Consider the following 23562-nt stretch of genomic DNA (forward strand, 5'->3'; position numbering starts at 1 on the left):
ATAGAAATCATGAATAAAGACAACTAGTAGTTACTACTCAAAAATTAATCAAAAAAGGGAGGTCTATTATGACTCAAGAATGGTTTGAAAGTGCTGATTTCGAAAAAACAGCCAACAATGATAAAAAAGATAGCCCATCCGACTCAGTTCTCCTTGAAGAAGATTCAGAGACAAGAGAAGAGGCGCCAGTAGTTGAGGAAAATCCTCAAGCCAATCCAGAAGATAAGGAAACTGACCTAGAAAAAGTAGAGGTCGAAGAACCTGAAGAAGAGCCGGCAACAAAGACAGACCAGTCAGAAGAACCTGTCAAAGAAGCTTCTCAGAAAAGTCAATCTTTGGAAAGCCCGTTTTTACCAGATTCTGTATCTGCCAAAACAGCACTATTCGCAGTATTCAAAGAAGAACTGGCTGATCTTTGGTTTTGGCTACAAGGTGCCCTTAAAGAACCGACAACAAGCATTGATACAGATAAAAAACATAGTTATAATGCCTTTGCCCTGCTGACTATCTTTTCTGCTCTTAGTTTCTTCTGTGCGATTTATCATATCAAGCATAACTACTACGGCCATATGGCGGCTATCAACTCTCATGTCAGCGAGCAGTTCCCTTCACTGAATCTCTTTTCTATCTTCTCCATCTTGGTAGCGACAAGTTTATTCTTCTTTTCTATCCTTATGGGTGGATTTGTAGTTAAACGTTTTGTCAATCAGGACAATGACTGGACACTGGAAAAATCCTTGCAAGAGTACAGCAGACTCTTCGCCCTTCCTCTCCTGCTCACAGGTATTGCCAGTTTCTTTGCCTTCTTTAATAGTCTACGCTTTGCGGCTCTTCTCTGCCTCATTAGCATTGGTCTGGTACTTCTTGCCAACCTCTATACCATCTCAAGACCAAGTAAAGATAGCCAAACTGATCCCTTCTATCGCCTTCTCTTGGCATTTCTAGTTAACGGTGGTATCCTATTTCTCTTCTTCCTAGCAGAAATGACTCTGGTTTTTGAATATCTACGAATCCTAGCTTTTATGTAAGATAAAGGTAGCGAGATAGAAAGATATTAGCTTTAGAGGATCATTACTATAAAATTTTAGAAATAAAAAAGCGAACAAGACAGAATTCTGATAATCAGAAAACTAATCTTGTTCGCTTTTTAACTTTATAGAAACTTTTGTCACAGATTCCTTATTTATCTATTTGCTAAGGCTTCAAAATCCTCTCCTGAAACTGGTCCTACCTCTACTTGGTTGGCATCCAAATCCTGACAAAGTTCCTTTGGAAGAGCTTCTAAAAAGGCTTGGTAATCCAGTCTAGCTACTGCTTCATAGTCTTCAGGCTTAGAACCATCTCCAGATATTTTCACCAAGTCAATCTCCCAGACAAGGTCCTTACCAGCCAACTGCTCAACATAAGGCACGGGAACAACAGGACCTTTCGGCAAAATTGTCTTAACCCCCTGAGCCAGGTGATAGATGCCGTGGATCTTACCTTCACTATCTGGGTAGAATTTTGCACTTGCAGGGTAGGCATCTGACTCTTGAACCTTTTTGACTAATGCTTCAAAACGTGCCACTCCATCTTCTTCCAAGAAGCTTTCTAAGTCCTTCTTATCAAAGTAAATAGTTGATAGAATTCCTTGGCAGAAGGCCAAACGAGCTTCCTTATCAGCTAGATAGTTTTTAACAGTTTCTTGGAAATAGTCTTCCAAATCAAAGTCTGCCAAGCCTTCAACAGATTCACCAACCTTGCTAGACAAGGCTTGTAAGAGAACTTCGACAATCTCCCAATCAGCTCTTGTAATCAAATCAGGAATGATTACTTGATAGCCTTTTTGAGAATCTACATAACGAACTTTAAAGAGAAATTGAGACTTGCCTACGATTCCACACTCGATATACTCAAGACGATTGAGGGGTTGACGGAGATAGACTGCATCATAGCTATGTGACTCTAAGCCATCTACCAAGGCCAAGACTGACTTAGCTGTAAGAATCTCCTGTTGTCCTAGAATACTTTGTTTATTTGGAATAAAAAATGTTTTCACCATAAATGGTCTCCTTTGAAATCGTTTACATCTAGTATACACCATTTTCCTGAAAGATGCAGAAACAAATTTAAGATTTTTTGGTCAAAAGCATAGAAAAAACAGCCCCTAAGGACTGTCCTACTTTTATACAACTTCAGAATGATCCAAGTTCTCACCAATCGCTGCTAAACGCTCGATGACTTGATCTTGTGTCAATTCATGCTCTAAAACATAGCGATTGCGTGGGTGGACACGGCACTCGTGCGAGCAACCACGGAGATACTTGTCTTCATTCTCTTCTGATGTCAAGATACGACGGTTACAGAATGGATTTCCACAGTTGACATAACGTTCACACGGTGTTCCATCAAACCAATCTTTCCCTACAATGGTTGGATTGACATGGTTGACATCGACTGCAATACGTTCATCAAATACGTACATTTTCCCATCCCAAAGTTCGCCTTGAACTTCTGGGTCTTTCCCGTAAGTCGCGATTCCTCCGTGCAATTGACCGACATCTTTGTAGCCTTCACGGACCATCCAACCTGAGAATTTCTCACAGCGAACCCCACCTGTACAGTAAACAACGACACGCTTGTCCATAAATTTTTCTTTGTTATCACGGACCCATTGTGGCAACTCACGGAAGTTGCGGATGTCTGGGCGGATAGCCCCACGGAAGTGTCCAAGGTCGTACTCATAGTCATTACGAGTATCAAGGACAACTGTATCTTCGTCTAGAAGAGCTTCTTTAAATTCCTTTGGAGACAAGTAAGCACCTGTTGTTTCAAGTGGGTCGATATCATTGTCAAAGTTATCATCCTCTAAACCAAGGTGGACGATTTCCTTTTTGTAGCGAACAAACATCTTCTTGAAGGCTTGCTCATTTTCCTCGTCAATCTTGAACCAGAGATCTTCCATACCTGGAAGGCTGTGGACATAGTCCATGTATTTTTGCGTGGTCTCATAGTCACCAGAAACAGTTCCATTGATCCCTTCGTCTGCGACTAGGATACGGCCCTTGAGACCAATCGACTTACAAAAAGCTAGGTGATCTGCAGCAAATTGTTCTGCGTTCTCAATTGGAACATATTTATAGTAAAGTAAAACTCGAATATCTTTTGACATAAGATTGATTCTCTTTTCTAAGATTAAATTATCAGAATTTTTCATTCAACTATACCAGTATACTCTCCCAGGAAAACGAATGCAATTTATTTGACCGAAAATTGAAAACAAGACCTGAAAACAGGTCTTGTTTTAGCTGAATATTCGCTGAAAAAAGGTTACCAAAAACGGCAAGGTAGCTACGATATTATTCATAACATGAACTGCATAGCTAGGATAGATACTCTTGGTATAGCGAGTTAAACCCGCACAAAACACTCCAAATGACGAAAAAACAAGAATATCTAGGAAATTGGGAAAGTTTGAAAAGTGAGGAAGAGCAAACAAAACCGAAGGAAGAATTAGGTCAAGCCCAAATTTCGAATCTTTAAAGAAGGCATGTTGGAACAAGCCCCTATATATCAACTCTTCCATCAGAGGACCTAGGAAAAATAAGGTCAAGTAGAGACCCAACTCAGCAAAATTTGTCCTGCTATAGCCGATTAGTACAGCCCACCCTTCAGAAGTTGATTGTACATGTCTAGCTGTTTGGAAATTAAAAGATATGGAAAGTACAGTTACGAGAATCGTCAAAACTGTATACCAAAGTCATTTTTTCTTTGGAATAACAAAAAGATATCCATGTCCTGTCTTGATTAAAATCCCTATCATGATGCCAATAAAGACAAGACTGATAAGGTTTCGGATCCAGAAAAAAATTGCCAATCTGAGAAGAAAATTGCCAGTAATTTTGGATCATAAGAGTTAGCTAATACTCAATGAAAATCAAAGAGCAAACTAGGAAGCTAGCCGCAGGCTGTACTTGAGTATGGTAAGGCGACGCTGACGTGGTTTGAATTTGATTTTCGAAGAGTATAAGAAAGCCCATATACGAAAAATAAGTAGGATAAGATTGCACTTATTTTAAAGAATGGATGATATTTTTTCATATGACTATAACCTATGTTAAATGTAAGAGCATAACTCTGAACAAAATACAGATAATTATATGCAAATACTGAAAAAGAATCACCACCTTATCTAGAAGGCTCTAGACAAGGCAGTGATCGCTCTTTTTAGGAATGAATACACGAAATCAATCTATCTTATGATTTTTTGCTTTTCAAGAATTCGTCGTATTGTTTTTGCATTTCATCCAATACTTTTTGGTAAGCACCTTCAGATTTAAGTTTTTCCATCAATTCTGGAATAGCTTTTTCTGGGTCTACAGTACCAGTGTTGATAGCTGTATCGAATTGTTGCATAGTGTTAGTGATAGCTGAGATTTCAGATTTCACATTGTCAGTGTTAAAGATGAATCCAAGCGCTGGAGATTCTTTTGCAGTTTCCAAGTCTTTCTTAGATTGTGCAATTTGCTCATCTGTTACGTTTTCGTTGATGTAAAGAATCCAGTTGTTACCAGTGTTCCATCCTGACATGTGAGTGTTTCCTTTGTATCCATCAAGGACTTTAACACGATTTTCTTTACCTGCAACTTTCTCCCAGTTCTTGCCTTCTGGTCCATAAACAAGTCCGTTCAAGAGTTCTGGGTTAGTGTTCAAGAGGTTCAACACTTCCATTGCTTTTTCTTTGTTCTTAGAGTTGTTTGAGATTACAAAGTTTGCAACTTGAGTTGTTTGGTTTTTCTTGATGAAGTTAGTAAATGGTTTGATTTGGATGTTTCTGTTAGCAACACGAGAAAGCAAGCTGCTACCGTAGTCAGCTGGTCCTACTGTTTCTTCGCGAGCAAACCAAGTATCTTGAGTAAGGTCATATGAAGTTTCGCTTGTTGCTACGTCTTTTGGAATGTATCCTGCTTCATAGAATTTGTGAAGAGTCTTCAAGTGTTCTACGAAACGAGGCACTTCGTAACGGTTAACGATCTTAGTAGTGTCGCCTTCAAGGTCGATGACGAATGGAAGTCCATTTGCAACTGGGTAGTCAAAGTTTTCTGATGGAATAAAGTTTTTACCAACAGCGAATGGCATTACATCTGGAGCTTTTTCTTTGATTTGTTTCAAGACTGGTTCAAGTGTTTCGTATGAAGTTACACCTGAGATATCGATTCCATATTTTTCAAGAAGTGGGCCGTTGAAAGCAAAGTTTTGTGAAGATGCAACGTTAGCTGCAACTGGAACTGCATAGATTTTACCGTTTACAGTGTTACCTTTGATGTAAGCTGGGTCAAGAGCTTTGTAAAGGTCAGCTCCTTCTTTCTTGTACAATTCTGTCAAGTCAGCATAAGCACCTTTTTGAGCGTTTACGACATAGTTATCTGCAAAGGCGATATCATAGTTTTCACCTGATGAAGTGATAACTGACATTTTCTTGCTGTAGTCACCCCAACCAAGGTATTGGATATCCAATTTAGCGCCAACTTTTTCTCCGATGATTTTGTTTGCATTTTCTAGCAATTCATCCAAGTTATCTGGTTTGTCACCGATTTGGTACATTTTGATAACAGTTGTATCACCTGATGACGATGATTCAGCAGCTTTTTGGTTGTTTCCTTTAAGGTTTCCACAAGCAGCAAGGCTAGCAGCTAAAGCGACAAGGCTAGCAGATGCAAAAGCATATTTTTTCCAGTTTTTCATTATAAAAACTCCTTTTTTTATTTTTAAAGTTATTAACAAATTGAGATTGTTGATTTTCCTTTGCCAGAAAAATCAGAGTTAGAGAAGAAACATTGTTTCTTAGACTTCCTTACTCTTTAACACCACCGATAGTCAAACCTTTTACAAAGTAGCGTTGGAAGAATGGGTAGAGGATCGCAATCGGAACAGTCGCAACTACGACCATGGCCATACGACCTGTTTCTTTTGGTAGGGCAACCGCAAGTTGTCCTGACATACCAACTGACTTAGCAATGTAATCCATGTTGTTTTGAATTTGCATGAGCAAATATTGTAATGGATACAAGTTATCACTCTTGATGTAAAGAAGGGCGTTAAACCAGTCATTCCAGAATCCAAGCGCTGTCAATAGTGTGATCGTTGCGATACCTGGTAGTGACAGTGGCAAACAGATTTGGAAGAAGATACGAGCTTCACTAGCTCCATCGATACGAGCTGATTCGAGGATTGCTTCTGGGATGGTTTTCTTGAAGAAGGAACGCATCAACATGATGTTGAATGGTGATAGAAGCATTGGAACAATCAAGGCCCAAATGGTATCACCAAGGTGAAGCAATTGAGTCACCACGATATAGCCTGGTACCAAACCAGCATTGAACAACATACTAAGAAGAGCGAAGATTGTAAAGAATTTACGATACTTAAATGTTGAACGTGAGATGGCATAGGCGTAAGTTGTCGTGATAAAGACGTTTGTCAATGTACCAACAACTGTCACAAACACTGAGATAAAGAGTGCTTGTAAAATCTTATCTTTGAACTGAGCCAAAAACTCAAAACCATCTAATCCAAACTGTGATGGGAAGAAGCTATATCCATATTGAACGATACTCTTCTCATCTGTAACTGAGATAATGATGACAAAGATGAAAGGCAAGATACAAGAGAAAGCCAGCAAACCAGAAATGATACTAAAGAAGATATCTGCTTTCTTGCTGAAGGAGTGTATGCCAACATTATCAATTTTTTCTTTTTGAATTTTTTTTGCCATATGCTCCTCCTTTCTAGAATAGTGCTGAGTTAGGATCAACACGTCTTGCAAATAAGTTTGATAGGATAACCAGAATCAAACCGACGACTGACTGATAGAGACCAGCTGCTGAAGCCATACCGATGTCTGCTGTCTGTGTCAAACCATTAAAGACATAGACGTCCAATACGTTTGTTACGCTATAGAGCTGACCAGCGTTGTGAGGGATTTGATAGAAGAGACCGAAGTCTGCACGGAAGATGTTTCCGACTGCAAGGATGGTCAATACTGTCACAAGTGGTGTCAACTGAGGGATGGTTACGTTGCGGATACGTTGCCATTTGCTAGCACCGTCCACTGTCGCTGCTTCGTAGTAAGTTGGGTCAATACCCATGATTGTAGCGTAGTACATAACACTACTGTATCCGAAGCCTTTCCAGATACCTAGGAAAAGGAGGAGGTAAGGCCAGATACTGATGTCTGCGTAGAAGTTAATACCCTTCATCCCGAGAGCTTCTAAGGTGTGATTGATAAGCCCTTTATCGATATTTAGGAAAGCATCTGTAAAGAAACTGATGATAACCCAAGATAGGAAGTACGGGAATAACATAGAAGTTTGGTAGATTTTAACCATTTGCTTAGAGCGAAGTTCACTAAGGATAATGGCAATCCCAACCGATACGATCAAACCGATAAAGATAAATCCAAGGTTGTAAAGGACAGTGTTTCGAGTGATGACAAAGGCATCTTTTGAACTAAATAAGAATCTGAAGTTATCTAGTCCAACCCATTTACTATTTATAATACTGTGGACGAATCCTTCACCAGTCATATGGTAGTCTTTGAAGGCAACCACATTTCCAAATACTGGGATGTAGAAGAATAAGATCAACCAAAGTGTCCCTGGTAAAACCATTAAGAGAAATATCCAATTATCTCTCAAAGTTTTTGAAAACTTGTTCATAATTTCCTCCCTTTTTATTTTTCTAAAACTTGATAATCTCACAATTTTTAGACTTGATAACGTTTACAAAAATAGTATACTCTTATTTTAAGGATAGTTTAAACTACTAATTATAGAAAAAACTCCACAAATTATTTTATGTGGAGAACTTTTTTTATAATAAGAAGTGTGTTTCACGAGAAACTTTCTTCCTGAATAGAGTTTTTCTAGGTCGTATAAATGGTCGAAGCTGTCGCAATGGTGTGCCATTGGTTAGCTGTTGTTGCTGCGAAGTCCTTGTCTCCGTAGAAATCATTGAATGGCAAGATGTCTACTTCTAGTTCTTCGATGCGGTCAATTTGACCAGCAAGATAAGCCTCAATACGACTTTCTGCTCGCTTGATCCGCTGCAAGAGTCCACCCATACGGATGTCCACTGTATCCAAGCCAAAGACCTTGTTCTCTTTTAGCCATTGTTGGCTAAAGAGCTTGTGGAAGTTTTCAATCTCGCTTCGGAGTTTTGGTAATTCTTCTCTAGCAATTTGTTGCAAGCTCTCTTTATCGCCTGCTTGATAGGCTTGACGGATGCGTCGTCCCACATCAACCTTACTACTTAAAATAGCATTCAACTGAGCCTGAGTTTCAAAGAGATAGGCGTAGATACCTGCTTTTTCTTTAATGTCAGTAAGAATCTCAGCTGCCTTGGCAAAGTGTGGCTTGTCCTGTTCAGGAGTCATGTGCTTGTCAAGAATTGGACAGAGAACATCCTGATAAAAAACATAGCGGTTGGGGTTGATCCCGCAGAGATTACCTGGTAGGTCTGGCAAGAGATTGGCCAGGTCAAGCTGCATGAAGTCCTCAACGGATAGACCTGTATTAGTCTTAAAGTGAGCAGACAGACGCTCTAAATCATTGCGGTAGCTGAGTTCTGCCCAGATTTGCAAGCTTGGCAAGATTGAGAACTGGGCTGTTTCACCACCATTGTCCCCCCAACCCGTCACAATGACTTCCTTGATCTGGTTGGCACGGCAGGCTTTGTTTGCTTCAAGAGCAATGAGACGGCTGAAATGGTTATGAGGTGTAAAGCCAATCCACTTCCAAGCACCACCTGCAAAGACGATATCCTGGCTAATCTTGTGGTGGTTACTAAAGTTACGATTGTATTTTTCTTCGCTATCTTGATAATAATCCCAGTAAACCAAGGTAACACGGTCTTTGAGACGATCTAAGTAAACACGAGTTTCTTCTGGAATTTCTACATCACGGTCGTACTGGCCGTCTGCTGACATGAGTTTGAAGAACATATCGCTCCACATCTGGCAGTGGAAACCGTATTTGTCTGCAATATCCAGCACGCGCTCCAAGTGTTGGCACATGAGGAGGCTACGATCAACTACACCGTTCAGGATAAGATAACGCCCCAAACCAACCAAGTGAGCTTCGTCCATTCCGATGTTGACCTTGCGAGTTTGCAGTTTAGATAGAGTTGCAAACATACCGTCAATCAGGTCATAGACTTTTTCCTCACCGATGAGGAGAATGTCTTCTACATCACGAAGTTGCTGGACTTCTTTGACTCCCCATTTGACAAAGGCTGATAAGTGAGCCAAGGTCTGGATACATGGGACAAAAGTCATGCCAAACTGTTGGGCGTAGGCTTCAATTTCCTGTAACTCTTCAGCTGCATAAGCTCCACGGAAATAACCAAAGTAAGGTTGCCCTTCAATCTGATAGGTGTCTTCCATGTAGAGCTCAAAGGTTGAGTAGCCCATGAGAGCCAAGACTTCAATCATCTGTTTGGCTGATGCGACATTGAGCACCGCATTGCGCGAACAATCCGCCATATAGGCTAAATCTTCGTAAGCCGCTTGTTCTTCAATCTCTACCTTGTCCCCTTCTGCTAAAGCTGTTGCTAGCACAGATAAAGCACGGTAGAGTTGATGAGGTTTACGGTAGGTCAAATGATACTGTCCACTCTCGCCCTTGATAGAGATGGAGGCTTGGTCAGACTGATCGACTGCCACCTCTACATCCGGTAGGGAGATGTGATTTTTTAATACTTCGATAGATTGGGATTGTTTGGGACTAAGTCCTGTAAATCTTACCATTGGTTTTCCTCCTGTAACCAGTTGACAAGGGCACCGTAGAGATTGGCATCTGCGTGATAGGTGCAAGCTTGAATGACTGGAGCAATTGTATATTCTTCATATCTTTCCACAAAGGAGTCTACTGCTTTTTGCACACCCTTAATAAAATCAGGGTTCTGACTGATAGAGCCACCTAGGCTAATGACATCTGGGTCGATTAGGTACTGGATATTGAGCAGGCCTTGAGCTAGGTTGCGATTCATACGCTCAATAGCTTCTTGGCAGAGGGCATTTCCTGCCGCAGCCTCTTGGTAAATCTTACGCCCATCCCAGTCAGACTGACCTGATTTTTCAATCACATAACGAACCATGTTTCCTGTAGAAGCGAGTTGCGACCAGTTGTTGAGTCTTTCTGCTGGTTCGATGGTGGTCATGTAGCCAAACTCACCGCCCAAACCATGGCGACCACGGTGTAGCTTGCCATTGATAATCATAGCGCCACCGATTCCTGTACCAATCACGACACAGGCTGCATTTTCAATCTCAGGATGAGCTAGTAATTCACTTAGTCCAACGCAGTTGGCATCATTTTCTAGGTGGATAGGTAGCTGGTGATGAGAAAGCGCATCATACCATGAAAAACCATGGATGTAAGGAATGGCACTAATCCCCTCAATCACACCTGTTTCTTGATTAACGGCTCCTGGTACACTCATAGCAATCCCACGATAGTCTTGTTCTGACAAACGTTGGTCCAACCAAGCAAGCAACTCTTCTAGAGTCTCTGGGGTTGGTGTGCTGTTCTTATCTAAAATCTTTCCATCAGGAGTTAGACTAGCAAACTTAATGCCAGTTCCTCCAATATCAATGGTTGCAAGGGTCATGGCTTTCACCTGTAAAAAGGAGCGAATCAGCAGTTGGTTCTTACTTTTTCGCTCCTCCTTTCTGTTTATGTTTTCTTTTTGAAATTAAATTTCTTCTTTTTTAATCAATTCTGTACGAATTTCTTGTGGCGCCAATAGTCCTGAATGAACTGGATATGGTCGTTCCAATAAGTCAAGAATGGTTTGTTGTTTGTCAGACACGCGAACATTTTCTTGACTCATATTGTAATAACGAAGGACGTAGCCTTCTTCATTTTCGGCAACTTTAAAGGCTGTTGGGCAGACTTGTGGCAAGTTCAGTGCCGCATGATTGAAGAGACTACCTGTTGCTGCGACGCTACCTTCTTGTTTTGCAACTTGAAGAGCTGTAAATGGCACCTGGAAGGCTTTGGCGCGACGGAAGGCTGAGAAACGTTCGCCTGCTTGATGGCATTCTACTGCAAACTCAACTTCGATATCGCGCAAGCACTGGGCTTCTGGCGTTGGGAAGTAGCCCCAGTCACCTAGCTCACCTGAAGCACGGAGAAGAGTTACAGCCATGGTGTCGTCTCCAAGGATTTCGTATTCGTGCAATCCTTTATTGGATACGGTCACTCCTTTTACATCATCATACAAACTGACAAAGGCTTGTTGGTGTTGTGGATTTTCAGGATTTTCCCAAGAAGCTGCCGGTTTATTTGGTCTTGTCACAACTTCATAGATGCTTTCAGAATCATTACTTGGGCGTGTGTTATGAGTTTTGACCAAGAGACGAATGCGGTGGTCTTTGGCTGTATTGGTAAAGCGAGTCTTGAAACGAATCTGTGGATTGTCCACAAAGACAGTCATCTCTGTTTCAAGAGGAATGGTTGTCAACTCTTCTGAACGACCTGCGTCTCGTTTCATGAATTCGATGATTCCTCTTTGTTCAGCATCCAATTTTTCATCTGCACTGACTGGGATAGTCAAGTCGTGTTTGAGCAAGACCTTAGCATAGCGAGCATTGTTTTCTAGAACTTCATAACCTTTCAGTTGCGCAAAGATTGGCTCTGTTCCTTTTGGTTGGAAGTAAATGTACTCGTTACCGATATCACCACGGTCCTCAAATTGGATGAAATCTTCATAAGCTTCGTTTGTAGTCTTGTCGTAGACTGTAATTCCTTGGTCTACACTCACAGTTACGAATGGTGTATCAATGACTCCATTTTGGTAAATACCATCACGGTGATTTACTTGACCTTCAACCAATTGGAAGCTTGCCCAAGAAAGAGGAGCAAGGTGAACTGGGATTGTCACGCGCACTTGACGTGCAATATATGGCTGACGGAATTTATCCTTTGGCAAAGTATAGCCAAAACTTGCTCCCAAGTCTTCAATCTTGGCTTCAATGACATGACCATCCAAATCTTCAACGTGATAATCTGGCAAGGTCACAGCTGCCATCTTCTTGTAGCCTTCAGTCGGATGCAATTCTTTGAAATCACAAGTGACAACATCCACTACAACACTAACCGTATCAACCTTGTCATGTAAAGCTGTGTTGACAACGGTAAAGAGGTGGTCACTTTGCGCTTCTTGAGTTGCTATTTTGTGTTTCCATTCATTGAGAAGGTTTGTTTTGACAAAGTTTCCGACTTGATTGACCTTGGCAAAGCGAGTTTCCATTTCACGGTGTACTTCATCAATACTACATCCACAGATGCTATCGTGTGGTGCATTTTGCAAAAGTACTTTCCAAGCATAAGTTAATTGATCCTTGTGGTTATGTCCACCTGTGAGAATAGTCAACGGTTCCACGATCTGCTCTAACAGGTTGCTGTTTTCTTGGAAGGCTTGTTTGAGATAAACGCGTGAAGAAGAGGTGTTAGCAAGAGTGTACCAACCATCTGTTTCTTGGCTAGTCAACTCACCTGTAACTGTTGATAGGTGTTCAGGAAGTGCACTTTCCACTGCTTGAACGTATTCATCAAAGGAGCTGTGAATAAAGGTCACGTCTGGGAAGAGTTCATTGGCCACACGAATAGCTTCACTAATATTTCTCTGTACTGGTTGGTGGTCACAACCATTCATCATCAACCATTGGTTAGTAGAAGCATAGTCACGTACGTCTGCCAATTTTTGTTTCCAGAAGGTCAAGGCTTCATCTTTATCCACTGGAATTTCGTTCCCGTTACTGTACCAGTTAGCAAAGAGAATACCAAGCACACGGCTACCATCAGCACCCTGCCAGTACATCTCAGAAAATTGAGAGGTGAATTGCTCATCTTCGAGAACTTGGTTGTCAAATCCGATTGGTTTAACACCGCGACCAAAGGCTGCTACGTGAATGCCTGATTTTTGAAGAATTTGAGGAGCTTGCCCCATATTTCCAAAGGTATCTGGGAAGTAACCAATCTGCGTAGATTTGCCCCATTTAGCACATTCAGCTTGTCCAATCAAGGTATTGCGGACGTTAGCTTCGCTGGAGATCAAATAATCATCCTGCAAGATATAGAAAGGACCAATCTTGAGCTTGCCTTCGTCGATATAGCGCTGAACCTTGTCACGGTTTTCAGGGCGAATTTCTAAATAGTCATCAAGGACAATGGTTTGTCCATCCAAATGGAAACTCTTGAACTCAGGGTCATTTTCAAAAAGATCAAAAAGATTGTCAAAAAGTTCCACCAATTGCATACGATGACTTTCAAAAGGTAAGTACCACTCACGATCCCAGTGGCTGTGAGAGATAATATGTACAACAACATTTTCCATGAGTAAAACCTCATTCTAACTTAAATTTAAAAATATATTTGTGATTCTGTACAAGAATCTGTCGAGCAAAAGCTCATTAGCGGATATCCAAGTAATCCAAGACTAATTCGCAGAACATCATGTTGGCCCATGAGAACCATTCGCGTGAGTAGAGTGTCGGGTCGTCTACGTGGAAGCTTTCGTGCATCACACCTGTTCCACCATCACAGGCAACCAACTGATCTAGCAAGAATTTCTTCTCTGCCTTATCCGTCGTTGTCAATCCTTGGATAGATAGAGCAATCGGCCAGATATAACGGTAGAAGGTATGTGAACTTCCGAGTCCACTTGCGTACTCTCCTTGGTAGAAATATGGATTTTCAGGGCTCAGGATAGTGCGACGAGTTGCTTGATACACTTCATCGTTAACATCACAGTAACCCAGATACGGAGCCGCCAATAAGCTTGGCACGTTTGGATCATCCATGATACTAGCATTTCCTAAACCGTCTACCTCAAAGGCATAGATTTTCTCGCCCTTACTGTTTGTAGTGTAGGAGTAGTTCTCAATTCCTTCTTGAATCTCAGCTTGGAGTCGTTTGGCATCAGCAATGATGCTCTTGCTATCAGCTAGATTCAATTCTGCAAAGATTTCTTGGACATAACCTAAGACAACCACTGCAAACATATTTGATGGAATCAAGTAGCTGTACTGACAGCAGTCATCACTTGGACGGAAGGCTGACCAAGTCATCCCTGTTACGGCGAAGTCTGGCCCAAAACCATCATTTACCAAGGTATCTTCCTTGCGATCAGTATCACGGACAAAGCGATAAGGAGAGTTCTTGTGGTCTTGTTCTACCGTCCACAGATGAAGAATTTCCTTGGTCGCTGTAACAAAGGTTTCATCAAATTGGCTAGTTTCACCAGTTTCTTTCCACAGAAGATATGCTAACTGCAAGGGGTAGCAAAGCGAATCCACTTCATACTTGCGCTCCCAAATCCAGCCATTGAGGTCTGTATGATCTGTCTCGTGGTGACCCTTCCAGTTCTCCTCAATATTGAAAGAATTAGCATAGGGATCTTTGAGAATCAAAGTCATCTGGCGTTTGACCAAACCTGCAATAGTCTGACGTAAACGAGGGTCTCTTTTTGCCACATGAAGGTATGGTCTAAGCTGAGCAGTCGAGTCCCGAAGCCACATAGCTGGGATATCCCCCGTCAGCACAAAGGTCGAGCCATCTTCTAAGATTTCAACTGTATTGTCTAAAGTGTCTGTGTAACAACGTTCAAAGACATCCACCCATTCCGGATGATCTTTAGCACGCTCTGCTACCTCATCTAGCCACTCTCTGACAATTTCTTTTGAATAAACCATAAACTATTTTGCCTCTTTCAAACAAATTTTCATTTTCAGTATATAGCTTTTAGTCCAGAAAATATATACACAAATGTTAGTCATTATTCTACAAAATCAAAAATTGCTTATTTTATGTTTCTTTATAGTTCCCTAACCCTTATATAACGCGCTTTTTAATAAAAATTACTAACATTACTATTTACTACTTGCTCCCCCAAAGTACGCAAAAAGGGGAGCAAAAAAGCCCCACAAAAGGGCTAGGATTTGATGAGTTCAGCAGGCAAGAAACTAGCACGGTCAAACGTGCTTTTTTATTAGGAAATCAAGGTATACGTTTACTAAAAGCAAACAAACGTATATATGTTTAGTAAATTTCTCCATTACTCAGCATTTGTTTTATGTTTGGGATCTATACGGGTTATATTAAAATAGTTTTCACTATTGTAATATCCAAACACTCTAAATGAATTACAATCTTTCCCGTAATGTACAACATCTTTGTTATTGATGGTTTGTGTTACCCCACCTTTTGTTCTCAAATACAGTTTATCTACTTGAGTTATCGTTAATTTCTTTCCAATAGTTATATCAATGAAGTTGTGTAAGGCTTTAATATCTGCAGCTTTTAAGTCTTTAAATGCGAAATTGTTATCTAATTGCTCACTAATTGAGAATTTAAAAGGAACATCTCGTAAAGCTGTTAATGAAGCGCCCTTACTCGAAGAAGCACTATTTTTGTTTGTTAGTTTCTTCAAGAATTAGTCTCCAATATAAATTGAAAGATAGTACTCTTTCATGTCTTCGGCATTAATCAGTTCATGACTAGGTTCTGTTTCCCCTAAACCTTTACGAGCATTTATCCAAGGAAGTTCACTATGTGTCAATGCTTCTAATTCGTTTGCAGATTTTGACCCGTATGTAATCCATACAGATTCCAATAAATCTAATGTCTTATTATCAAACAAATCTGAATTATCTTCTGTTTGTTCAATATCATTCCATCCAAATTCTTTATATCTGCTATACAATTCTGGAGAGACAGGACCATGTACCCACGCCTCAAATTTTGTATCAGATATAAGAGAGTCATTAAACAATGCGTAACTCCATGCTTCAAAATAATAAGAAAGTTTTTGTAACTTTTTAGGAGTCATTGCTTCTTTTGATAGAAACCAATCAGAAATATTAAAAATGCTATATTTTTTCATCTCTTTTCTACTCCTTTCTAAAAAAATTATAACAGCTCACTATACTTATGTCAATCTATTTCGCTTTAAAATTAAGTTAAAACATATTTTTTTAAAGCCAAATTTCAAGTTCAAGTTAGTCATCAAGCAGTCTTCTCTGGGAGACTTGTAGTTTATCCGTGGTGTTTTAGTTGTCCAGTACGAAACAAAGCAAAATAGGGGGCGAATATGAAGCCTCAGCCTACATTTGCCAACATTTACGCTTCTAACTCTCCGTTCTGGTGGAACATGTAGGAACTTTTCAGACCCAGAGAGCATTTTTTAGTTTTTCGATGACGGGGGGACGTGTAAGAACTTGTTAGTACCTGACAACATTTTATGAGCTGTTCAACGACTGGCGATATGTGTCCATAAATGTCCATACCTGCTAACTTAATTCTCAACATTTCTCAACAAAACACCACCACGATAGCTTTTAGCAAAGTCTAGCAGTATCTCAGCTTTTAGACGTTCATACTCAGCCTTATCAATGCCCAGTGTCTCGTATAACCGCCCTAGCTTCAACCTCTCCCCAGTCCGTCTTGTAAATAGATTGGCGAATATCTCACGTCGTACATCGTCTAGATTGTCCCTGAAGGCTTCAATCACACCCATCAACTCCTCAGCTTTGGCTCTAAATGCTCCATCTTGGCCGTCTAGACTCAATTTTACCAGTGAGTGATAGCTTTTTAGAAATCTGTATACCTGTTTGACTGTCTCTTTTTTATCAATCTGCATTTGCCATACCTGCTAAGTGTTCTATAGCTTCCTGCCTTACTCGATATACCAAAGTTTTAGATTTTCCTATTTCTTCAGCGACTTCCAAAGCTACAAGATCATTCAAGTAAAAAAGTCTTAGAACAGAACGCTCAAGTGGATTGTCCAGCTTATCGATTAGCCCCGATATTGCCATTCTCTCCTCAGTAAGGCGCTCAATTCTCTGGAGTGTATCCTCTTTTAGCTTCAGAACACTTATAAGATTGTTCTCTGTCTTGTTCTCTCTGCTCGTTTGTACCTTGCTATGGCTTAGTGTTGGCTTTTTGATAATACCACTCTCCAGGGCTTCCAATTCCAAATATAAGCCTTTGATCTCCTTGTTTATCCACTTAACGCCCTCTAGTTTTTCTTTTACCTGCTCTGGTGTCATGCCTTGGCCTCCTGTATGGTATAATTTCATTGTGTTAATTATAGCTGAGGTGGTAAGCCTTGGCTTTTTTGCATTTTCAACGACTGGCGGAATATGTTCATAATTGTTCATGTTTGAAAGCATGTTGTAAGTGTAAATAAGGCAAGTTATTTGTTCCTTCTCTGCTTGATAAATGATAGGGGATATACCCCACTTTCTCAGGCTTCGCTCGAGCTTCAAGCTATGTAATCTTCTCTGTTCGTTCTCTGTTCAAGAGCTATTTTCTCGGCGTTCGCTCGGAGTTCAACACACATAACCCTGCCATTTGTCAGGCATATTTACTGCCACTACCTAAGCAAAATCTCACCATTGGAAGACTTCGATACCTTACCGTTCTTTGTCTCTAAAAGTATCTATATCTTAGGAAATCTTAGTGTTTTATCTCTAGAACAAAGCCCTGTACCTTGCTATTATTAAATGCAAAACCTAATTTAAACCTTACCAAAACCTAAGTATTTCCTGTTTCCTTTTCCTAAACGAATAACTTTTTTTCAAATCACGCGCACCCTTTCGGAACGCTCGAATCCGTCAAAAGTCTTGATATAGCTGACTTATTTCAGAGTTTTAGTCGTCTAATATGTAGTATTTGTTTGTTTTGTAAATTGCACCCTACTAAAAATTACCTTAGAGATCCCAAACCATTCAGCCAAAAGCTATCCCCTTTTCTGGTGTAGTTAACAAACTTTTGATAATGCTTATAATACTTGTCACGTTTCATATACTTTGGTCTTTCAGGAAAACCATCAAACATATATCCGCCACGTTTGGGACTCCAACCTGGTTCCACCTTTCTAGCTTCCCTCAGTGCTCTCTCCCAATAGTATTGGCAATCTGTCTTACTTCGGTTCAGGGTTGATTTGTGTATTTTCTGGCATGATCCACAACCATATAGCAAAAGTCTCATATAGAGTTTTCTGCATCGTTTACCACAAATAGGACAGAGAAAAAAGTAGCGATTTCCTCCCTTAGTTCCTGGTATTCTTGCTAAATCAAAACGATCACGTTCAAAGGTGATATACAGATTATCTAGGTCTATTTCTAGTTTTCTACCGTCCAACTCAGCTATACCGTGACTGATATTCTTGTTTTTCATTGGCTTTATAAATGTCTCTATGGTTATTGATTTTATAGTTTTCATCCGCTCCAAAATCTCCATATACAGAAAAACCCAAATCTATTGGGATAAGTAGCAATTAAACCACAAAAAGAGGCTGGTGCCTCTCTTGATAGTTCTAGCTTTCTGCCTCTGCCACATAATCAGCAAGGCCTTTATATTCGCCTTCTACGTCCAACTTTTGGAGTAGGCTAATACTTTCATCGCCCAGCATTTCCAACGTACCAAAAGCAGTCATAGAGTCCATAGGGGTAGGCTTATCAGAAAGCAAGCGATCAGCATAGTCTAATAGTTCTAGCTCGTAGTCTGTAACCTTATTGAGCAAACTCTCAAAATCCTCTGACTCTTTGAGTTGAATCACGCGCTCCCGTTTGTAACATTCTTCCAACGCTGCAGCCTCTCCTGGTTGTTTGTCGTAGTCTTTAAAGCTGTCACAAATACGCTTGAAAGTCTTGTTTAGCTTGTGATCTTCTACATACTCAGCGACAAGCGTGCCTTTATCCTTGTAGGTCAATGAGATTACAGGCTGGCAATATGTTCCAGTCATATATCCCAGTAGCGCGTGACCTGCTACTTGAGCGGTGTCTTGGTCTTTAAATTCGTAAGTGAAAGTAAATGTTTTTGCTTTATCAGAAAATGTTTTTAATGTCATGTTGTTTCTCCTGTTCTGTTATTTGTATAGAACCATCACACTGGTTAGTGTATCCATATCCTCACTATTCCCCACTGTTGCCTCTGTATATTTCACGTCAATAACTTCAACGCCTGCCATAAAACCATTTACCTGGCTTTCCAAATCCCAAAGGGCTTTCTTGTATTTCTGATGAAATAGTTTAATTTTCATGTTGTTTTTCCTCTTTCTGTTTTTAAGGGTGTCACTAGTAGTTACACCATTGCAAGGGGGTCGGTACTATCTACCCCATTTTGTTACCTTCTTTAGTGATTTTGTTACCTTCTAGGTAACATAGTTCAGCCTTACTCCCCCAAGGGTTTAGATCCTTTTGTTACCATGTTACCTTCTTTTGAAGTCATAGCCCTTATATATAAAAATACTATTTTTTCCCTATATAGAGAGTTAAAAACAAGGTAACAAGGTAACATTTTCCCAAAAAAGTCAGTAGTATCAAGGGTTTAACAACGTTACCTTCTTTCTAAACAAGGTAACAAGAAGGTAACATTTTTGGGCAAAAACCTAGATATACCAAGGGTTTAGGGCATAAAAAGAAGGTAACATTTTAGTCTTTAACGACAGCGTGATTAGTTTTGGATAGTTTGGTTCTTTCAAACTCTAGCGGATCTAGTTTGTCATAATCTTCAACTTTGACCCTCGCTCTTTTAAGTTTGTAATGATTGGGTGTTAACTGTTGTAAGTGTCTTATCGTTTCTTTTCCTGCCCCGTAAACATTGGGCTTGGGTATTCCCATATCTTCAGCATAATGTTTCAGCGACCTAGTTAGTATAAAAACAGGTACTACGTCCAGCTCATGCCAACCTTTTTCCATGTATTCATGCTTAACCCATGAAAGTAAGTAGTCATTATCCTCCTGGTATTCTTCTAGGAGTCCTTTAACTGCTTTAGGTTCGATAAAGTGAGTAAATGGCTCTTGATTGATAGCTTTGTAGAGGGCATATTCTAATACTTCATCATTGGCCAAAAATTCATTTTTTATCCAAGGTTTTTCCTTCTCCCCGTTAAAGTCAGCATTAAAAGGGACGATCATAATTCTACGATACCAGCCTTTTGTCTTGTTGCCACCATTGGGGATATAGTTGCCTGAAAAGATATTGAATAGCTTAAAAGTAGCTTCAAAAGCTGGCCGACCTTTTGGATTGACTAGCACGGTGTCCCCACTAGTGATACTCATTAGATCCGACGGATTTTTTAAGTATTCGTTAGGTGCTTCATCCCCAATATTACAGACTTTACCTACCAAGGTTTCTAAGTTATGTTTTTCAGCAAACTGTGCAGGTTTTAAGGCTGATATATTGCTTTCCCCTATCAGGTTGATAAGGAAGCGCTGAAATGTCCCTTTACCATTGTTACCGTCCCCGTAGAAGATAGCAAACTTATTTCGGGTATGGTTAGGGTTAATAGCTTCAAGGATAATCTGCCAAAACAGTGTTACCAGTTCACTATCATTACAAGCGATTGAGTTTAGCCAATCATCAAAAGTTTTGCCCTCTCTATCTGTTGGGACTCGTTTAGGCGCGTGGTAGGCCGTGCTTATCTTACTTGTAATTACATACTTAGGACTAAAGGGGAGTAGTTCCTTAGTTTCTAAGTTGATAATGCCGTTCTGTACGGGAATAAGGTTAGCACTTTCTAAAGGTTTTCGTATCTTGGCCAATGTTCTAACCATTAACTTAATCTGTGGCCACTCTCTGGGTTTAATTCTAACGTCAAAGGTCTTACACAAAAGATTGAATAGATCATTACTAGCGGTATAGATACCCTCGTCTAAATCATAGATATAGAGCAGGCTATAATCAGGTATATTGCTCTTGCTGATAAAAGTAAATGTGACAATCTCGCTCAGTATTTTAGCTACTGTGAATGTCTGTGGCATGGCCACCTTTTCGGTAACGTCCCCTGTGGTCTCATTTACCTTAGTTTCGGTATGTTCTGCCCGCCATTCTTCTCCAGCTTTAAAGATACGATTTTCAAGCTCCTTCATCGTTCTAGGAGGTTGTTCTTGCTCTCTGACCTCCAAGATTTCACTTTCTAGGTTTCCTAATTCTTCTAGTTCTATGGTTCTAACCTCTCTTTCTATATTCAGCCCGTGCTATGCTGCTGAATGTACGGTCTAGTTCCTCGATTGGTAAAGGTTCAGCCGTCACGCTATTGGCTATCTTTGTCAGTTCGTAGGCGGTCTCTAAGTCACAATCAACCCACTTGTTAAAGAGCAAGCCTACAAATCGTGTCACTGCCACGTTACGCCCTCCCTCGTCTCCAAAGCCATTAAAAAGCGTGTCAATGATCCTCATTGTCATTGACCTCTGGCCACTTGCTCTAGGCTTGTAACGCTCAGTAGTTTCTTGCTTCGCTCTTGGTTCAACCTTGGGGACTGGATAATCTAGGCCATGCTCTACGATTTTTTGATAGTCTGCTGGGTTGCCTGTTGTGACTGGTAGCCCTTGGAGTTGTGACCAGGTTAGACTGGCCATGTCAAATGGTAGCCCTATCTTGTCAGCAATCTCCTTGACTACCTGCTTATAGGTTGCCTCATTCATCACGTTGTCAGGCTTCACCACAAGGCGAAAACGGGGCTTTTCTGCGCTATGTTTGATAGTCGGGTATAAGATATAGGAGTAGCCAAACAAGGCGCTAGAAACGGCGTTTATGAAGCCCTCAGACGTCTCCTGTATATCGTCATAATCAAGAAAAATCAAATCCCGATATACTAGGCTGGTGTTGTTTCGCTTGTAACTCCCGTTTTTCTCCGGCATAACCTTACCACTTAAACAATATGGCGCCTGGGTTCTTTTGTATTCCTCCGGATCAGCACTTTCAGAGACTACAAAAGGTTTAAAGCGTTCAATATACTGGAATGGCTCAATCTTATCAAATGGATAGACAAGATTACCCTGAAAGCCTCTAGCCTCGTAAATTGCCACATTATCGCCCCTTTCTACGTTTTTTCTTCAGCTTTTTAAGCCTTTGCTGCTCCTTTAGCTGGTCTAGGGTTGGCCTGCGCTCTTTGTAAAATTTAATATTGTGATAATGTCCTTTATTATCTGCCGGATGAATACTATACCTTGCCATTTTCCACCCCCATAAACTTCCAGATGTCAGATATTTTATAATAGATTTTCCTAGTGTCTTCTAGTGGGGGCTGGTATCGTCTTAGCCCAGCATCTTCCCACTTTTGGAGTGTCTTATATTTTACGTCTAACTCGTCCATGACTTCCTGGGCTGAGATTAACCCTGTCAAACGTGGTTTGACTGTATCACGCGCCTCCAGGTAATTCTCCACAAGCTCCAGAACGCCATGAGTTAGCTCATATTCGCTCTCTTTGCTAAGACTAAACAAATTCATCAGCTCCCTTCAGTAGTTGCTTGTAGCTCTCTAAATCAGCATTTAAAAGGACCGTTAGGCGTTTCTGTTCTTCCTGTACCTGGTTATAGAATGCCTTTGCTCCGTCCAGTAGCTCCTCTTTGTTAGCTGGGATAAAGTAGCCTCTAAAAGCTCCGTGACGTATCCCGATGATAGGAACGCCGTAGCGCGTGATCAGACGGCTGATAATGTCCTGTACAGTTCTTTCTGCTAGTTTGGTGATTAGGCTGATTTCTGCCCCTGTTATGGAGTTCTCAGCCCCTACCTTGATTAGTCTTAATACTCGCTTATCATTCTCTGTTAGGCTCATTCAATTCCTCCCCATACGTTAACCCCTGCAAGCTGGATATATCGCCCATAATCAGGGTTTAAATCCTCGCTAGGTGTTTCTATCGTCTGTTTGTTTTCTCGCTCAATTTGGGCGCTTTTTTTGCGATCTCGGTGGTTTAGATAAAGCAGTAAGCCAATCAATACCACGATGGAGATAAACGCCTGTGTGTTGCTTAAATCTAGTTCATTCATGCTATGCCCTCGCTTTGTAATTCTTGATGTAGTCCACTTGGTCGCTTCGCTCCATCTTCAGGAAGTCGTCCACCTCTTCGGTGCTCACTTTTCTATCTACAAAATCAGAGATAAACTGAAAGAGGTTCGGGTGTCTCTCCTTGATTTCAGCCATTAGTTCATCAAATTCTGCTTGTGTCATGTTATCTAGGTCTAGTGTCATTTCAATAGCCCTCTTTCTTTCAAATCCTTTATAATCAAGCTACGTAAATACGTCCAGGTTGAAGCAGTTGTGTGATTGATCCCATTACTTAAATTGTTTTCTTTTATTGCTTGATCTAAGAAACTGAATAGCAACCAGTCAGGAGCTTCCCCGTGCCTTTCTGTGCATTCGTCGTCATATTTTTTTAATTCTCCAAGCAGGTTCTCAACATTCCTATTAAAGAAATCCTCATGACTTGCCTCTTGCTTTTTATACACCTCAGATAATTTGTAAAACTGAATCCATAACTGACTAATTGCTGATCTACAATCTTCAGCAATCTCTGTTGCCCCATGGTGTTTCTTGGAAAAATGCCACTCTGATAAAATATCTAGCTTTTCCTCTACAAGTCCCAGCTCTTTTTCAAAATCTTTAAAGTATGTGTCCATGTTTTTTACCTCTGTTTCTGTGTTTGTGTAATTGCCTTGATGGGCTTTTTAATGGTCGTTTCCTATACATGATTGGCACCACTCCAAACGCTGGGCGATTGCCCCAAGTTGGC

24 protein-coding genes and 1 pseudogene are annotated in these 23562 nt (G+C 40.6%); 1 reads left to right on the top strand and 24 read right to left on the bottom strand.

The features are described from left to right. The first annotated feature begins 68 nt into the window (after positions 1–68). Complete coding sequence (locus QM460_RS03490) at positions 69–1028, top strand: DUF6574 domain-containing protein (RefSeq protein ID WP_414289245.1); 960 nt, start codon at positions 69–71, stop codon at positions 1026–1028. Between the two features lie 155 nt (positions 1029–1183). On the opposite strand, the gene QM460_RS03495 is transcribed toward QM460_RS03490, so the two are convergent. From QM460_RS03495 to QM460_RS03610, 24 genes and pseudogenes are all read right to left on the bottom strand, one after another. After that, a complete protein-coding gene (locus QM460_RS03495) occupies positions 1184–2041 on the bottom strand; it encodes a DUF4299 family protein (protein ID WP_414289246.1) in 858 nt (285 codons plus the stop codon). A 123-nt stretch (positions 2042–2164) separates the two neighbouring features. Beyond that, complete coding sequence (locus QM460_RS03500) at positions 2165–3151, bottom strand: rhodanese-related sulfurtransferase (RefSeq protein ID WP_414289247.1); 987 nt, start codon at positions 3149–3151, stop codon at positions 2165–2167. A gap of 141 nt (positions 3152–3292) precedes the next feature. After that, positions 3293–3899: pseudogene (locus tag QM460_RS03505) on the bottom strand (lysostaphin resistance A-like protein); the annotation flags it as partial. Between the two features lie 337 nt (positions 3900–4236). Further along, positions 4237–5724, bottom strand: a complete 1488-nt coding sequence (locus tag QM460_RS03510; RefSeq protein ID WP_075228422.1) for an ABC transporter substrate-binding protein — start codon at positions 5722–5724, stop codon at positions 4237–4239. 109 nt (positions 5725–5833) lie between these two features. Then, entirely contained in the window at positions 5834–6754 is a 921-nt protein-coding gene (locus tag QM460_RS03515; RefSeq protein ID WP_006149055.1) for a carbohydrate ABC transporter permease, read from the bottom strand. 13 nt (positions 6755–6767) lie between these two features. Beyond that, a complete protein-coding gene (locus QM460_RS03520; protein WP_301559909.1) occupies positions 6768–7697 on the bottom strand; it encodes an ABC transporter permease in 930 nt (309 codons plus the stop codon). 206 nt (positions 7698–7903) lie between these two features. Beyond that, positions 7904–9784 carry a beta-N-acetylhexosaminidase gene (locus QM460_RS03525; RefSeq protein WP_414289248.1) on the bottom strand — a complete coding sequence of 627 codons (1881 nt, stop codon included), beginning with the start codon at positions 9782–9784 and terminating at the stop codon, positions 7904–7906. After that, positions 9778–10647 (bottom strand): ROK family protein, encoded by an 870-nt coding sequence (locus QM460_RS03530; RefSeq protein ID WP_414289249.1) that lies wholly within the window; start codon positions 10645–10647, stop codon positions 9778–9780. The genes QM460_RS03525 and QM460_RS03530 overlap by 7 nt, the downstream gene beginning before the upstream one ends. Before the next feature lie 84 nt (positions 10648–10731). After that, positions 10732–13377: an alpha-mannosidase gene (locus QM460_RS03535; protein ID WP_414289250.1), complete on the bottom strand. Its 2646-nt coding sequence runs from the start codon at positions 13375–13377 to the stop codon at positions 10732–10734. A 76-nt stretch (positions 13378–13453) separates the two neighbouring features. Continuing rightward, positions 13454–14734 carry a glycoside hydrolase family 125 protein gene (locus QM460_RS03540; RefSeq protein ID WP_075228426.1) on the bottom strand — a complete coding sequence of 427 codons (1281 nt, stop codon included), beginning with the start codon at positions 14732–14734 and terminating at the stop codon, positions 13454–13456. A gap of 362 nt (positions 14735–15096) precedes the next feature. Continuing rightward, positions 15097–15471: an MAG6450 family protein gene (locus QM460_RS03545; RefSeq protein ID WP_049530335.1), complete on the bottom strand. Its 375-nt coding sequence runs from the start codon at positions 15469–15471 to the stop codon at positions 15097–15099. Between the two features lie 3 nt (positions 15472–15474). Beyond that, positions 15475–15924, bottom strand: coding sequence for a Panacea domain-containing protein (locus tag QM460_RS03550; protein WP_049530336.1), 450 nt, complete (start codon positions 15922–15924; stop codon positions 15475–15477). A gap of 411 nt (positions 15925–16335) precedes the next feature. Continuing rightward, a complete protein-coding gene (locus QM460_RS03555) occupies positions 16336–16680 on the bottom strand; it encodes a hypothetical protein (RefSeq protein ID WP_049530338.1) in 345 nt (114 codons plus the stop codon). Continuing rightward, entirely contained in the window at positions 16670–17089 is a 420-nt protein-coding gene (locus QM460_RS03560; RefSeq protein WP_049530407.1) for a DUF1492 domain-containing protein, read from the bottom strand. The genes QM460_RS03555 and QM460_RS03560 overlap by 11 nt, the downstream gene beginning before the upstream one ends. A 658-nt stretch (positions 17090–17747) precedes the next feature. Beyond that, positions 17748–18257, bottom strand: a complete 510-nt coding sequence (locus QM460_RS03565; protein WP_049530409.1) for a hypothetical protein — start codon at positions 18255–18257, stop codon at positions 17748–17750. Between the two features lie 103 nt (positions 18258–18360). Next, positions 18361–18894, bottom strand: coding sequence for a hypothetical protein (locus QM460_RS03570; protein WP_414289251.1), 534 nt, complete (start codon positions 18892–18894; stop codon positions 18361–18363). An 18-nt stretch (positions 18895–18912) separates the two neighbouring features. Beyond that, positions 18913–19086, bottom strand: a complete 174-nt coding sequence (locus tag QM460_RS03575; protein WP_152904478.1) for a sporulation protein Cse60 — start codon at positions 19084–19086, stop codon at positions 18913–18915. Positions 19087–19477: 391 nt separating this feature from the next. After that, positions 19478–20917: a phage/plasmid primase, P4 family gene (locus QM460_RS03580; RefSeq protein WP_414289252.1), complete on the bottom strand. Its 1440-nt coding sequence runs from the start codon at positions 20915–20917 to the stop codon at positions 19478–19480. A 79-nt stretch (positions 20918–20996) separates the two neighbouring features. Then, positions 20997–21857 carry a primase alpha helix C-terminal domain-containing protein gene (locus tag QM460_RS03585; RefSeq protein ID WP_414289253.1) on the bottom strand — a complete coding sequence of 287 codons (861 nt, stop codon included), beginning with the start codon at positions 21855–21857 and terminating at the stop codon, positions 20997–20999. 134 nt (positions 21858–21991) lie between these two features. Continuing rightward, a complete protein-coding gene (locus tag QM460_RS03590) occupies positions 21992–22273 on the bottom strand; it encodes a hypothetical protein (RefSeq protein WP_049526489.1) in 282 nt (93 codons plus the stop codon). Then, on the bottom strand, positions 22266–22607 hold the full coding sequence (locus tag QM460_RS03595) for a DNA-binding protein (RefSeq protein ID WP_414289254.1): 342 nt from the start codon (positions 22605–22607) through the stop codon (positions 22266–22268). Before QM460_RS03595 ends, QM460_RS03590 begins: the two co-directional genes overlap by 8 nt. Then, entirely contained in the window at positions 22604–22819 is a 216-nt protein-coding gene (locus QM460_RS03600; protein WP_261075054.1) for a hypothetical protein, read from the bottom strand. The genes QM460_RS03595 and QM460_RS03600 overlap by 4 nt, the downstream gene beginning before the upstream one ends. A 1-nt stretch (position 22820) precedes the next feature. Continuing rightward, positions 22821–23021 carry a hypothetical protein gene (locus QM460_RS03605; protein ID WP_247952586.1) on the bottom strand — a complete coding sequence of 67 codons (201 nt, stop codon included), beginning with the start codon at positions 23019–23021 and terminating at the stop codon, positions 22821–22823. Beyond that, positions 23018–23449, bottom strand: coding sequence for a hypothetical protein (locus QM460_RS03610; RefSeq protein WP_247952585.1), 432 nt, complete (start codon positions 23447–23449; stop codon positions 23018–23020). Before QM460_RS03610 ends, QM460_RS03605 begins: the two co-directional genes overlap by 4 nt. Positions 23450–23562 lie beyond the last annotated feature (113 nt).

This window comes from Streptococcus infantis (assembly GCF_047464415.1).
GTDB classification, from domain to species: Bacteria; Bacillota; Bacilli; order Lactobacillales; family Streptococcaceae; genus Streptococcus; species Streptococcus infantis_AE.

Coding starts and splice junctions, on each gene's coding strand:
- QM460_RS03580 (WP_414289252.1), bottom strand. CDS start 20,917: ATGAAGGAGCTTGAAAATCGTATCTTTAAAGCTGGAGAAGAATGGCGG.
- QM460_RS03550 (WP_049530336.1), bottom strand. CDS start 15,924: ATGAAAAAATATAGCATTTTTAATATTTCTGATTGGTTTCTATCAAAA.
- QM460_RS03535 (WP_414289250.1), bottom strand. CDS start 13,377: ATGGAAAATGTTGTTGTACATATTATCTCTCACAGCCACTGGGATCGT.
- QM460_RS03530 (WP_414289249.1), bottom strand. CDS start 10,647: ATGACCCTTGCAACCATTGATATTGGAGGAACTGGCATTAAGTTTGCT.
- QM460_RS03540 (WP_075228426.1), bottom strand. CDS start 14,734: ATGGTTTATTCAAAAGAAATTGTCAGAGAGTGGCTAGATGAGGTAGCA.
- QM460_RS03525 (WP_414289248.1), bottom strand. CDS start 9,784: ATGGTAAGATTTACAGGACTTAGTCCCAAACAATCCCAATCTATCGAA.
- QM460_RS03510 (WP_075228422.1), bottom strand. CDS start 5,724: ATGAAAAACTGGAAAAAATATGCTTTTGCATCTGCTAGCCTTGTCGCT.
- QM460_RS03570 (WP_414289251.1), bottom strand. CDS start 18,894: ATGACATTAAAAACATTTTCTGATAAAGCAAAAACATTTACTTTCACT.
- QM460_RS03560 (WP_049530407.1), bottom strand. CDS start 17,089: ATGACACCAGAGCAGGTAAAAGAAAAACTAGAGGGCGTTAAGTGGATA.
- QM460_RS03490 (WP_414289245.1), top strand. CDS start 69: ATGACTCAAGAATGGTTTGAAAGTGCTGATTTCGAAAAAACAGCCAAC.
- QM460_RS03555 (WP_049530338.1), bottom strand. CDS start 16,680: ATGCAGATTGATAAAAAAGAGACAGTCAAACAGGTATACAGATTTCTA.
- QM460_RS03520 (WP_301559909.1), bottom strand. CDS start 7,697: ATGAACAAGTTTTCAAAAACTTTGAGAGATAATTGGATATTTCTCTTA.
- QM460_RS03605 (WP_247952586.1), bottom strand. CDS start 23,021: ATGACACTAGACCTAGATAACATGACACAAGCAGAATTTGATGAACTA.
- QM460_RS03610 (WP_247952585.1), bottom strand. CDS start 23,449: ATGGACACATACTTTAAAGATTTTGAAAAAGAGCTGGGACTTGTAGAG.
- QM460_RS03595 (WP_414289254.1), bottom strand. CDS start 22,607: ATGAGCCTAACAGAGAATGATAAGCGAGTATTAAGACTAATCAAGGTA.
- QM460_RS03495 (WP_414289246.1), bottom strand. CDS start 2,041: ATGGTGAAAACATTTTTTATTCCAAATAAACAAAGTATTCTAGGACAA.
- QM460_RS03575 (WP_152904478.1), bottom strand. CDS start 19,086: ATGAAAATTAAACTATTTCATCAGAAATACAAGAAAGCCCTTTGGGAT.
- QM460_RS03600 (WP_261075054.1), bottom strand. CDS start 22,819: ATGAATGAACTAGATTTAAGCAACACACAGGCGTTTATCTCCATCGTG.
- QM460_RS03500 (WP_414289247.1), bottom strand. CDS start 3,151: ATGTCAAAAGATATTCGAGTTTTACTTTACTATAAATATGTTCCAATT.
- QM460_RS03515 (WP_006149055.1), bottom strand. CDS start 6,754: ATGGCAAAAAAAATTCAAAAAGAAAAAATTGATAATGTTGGCATACAC.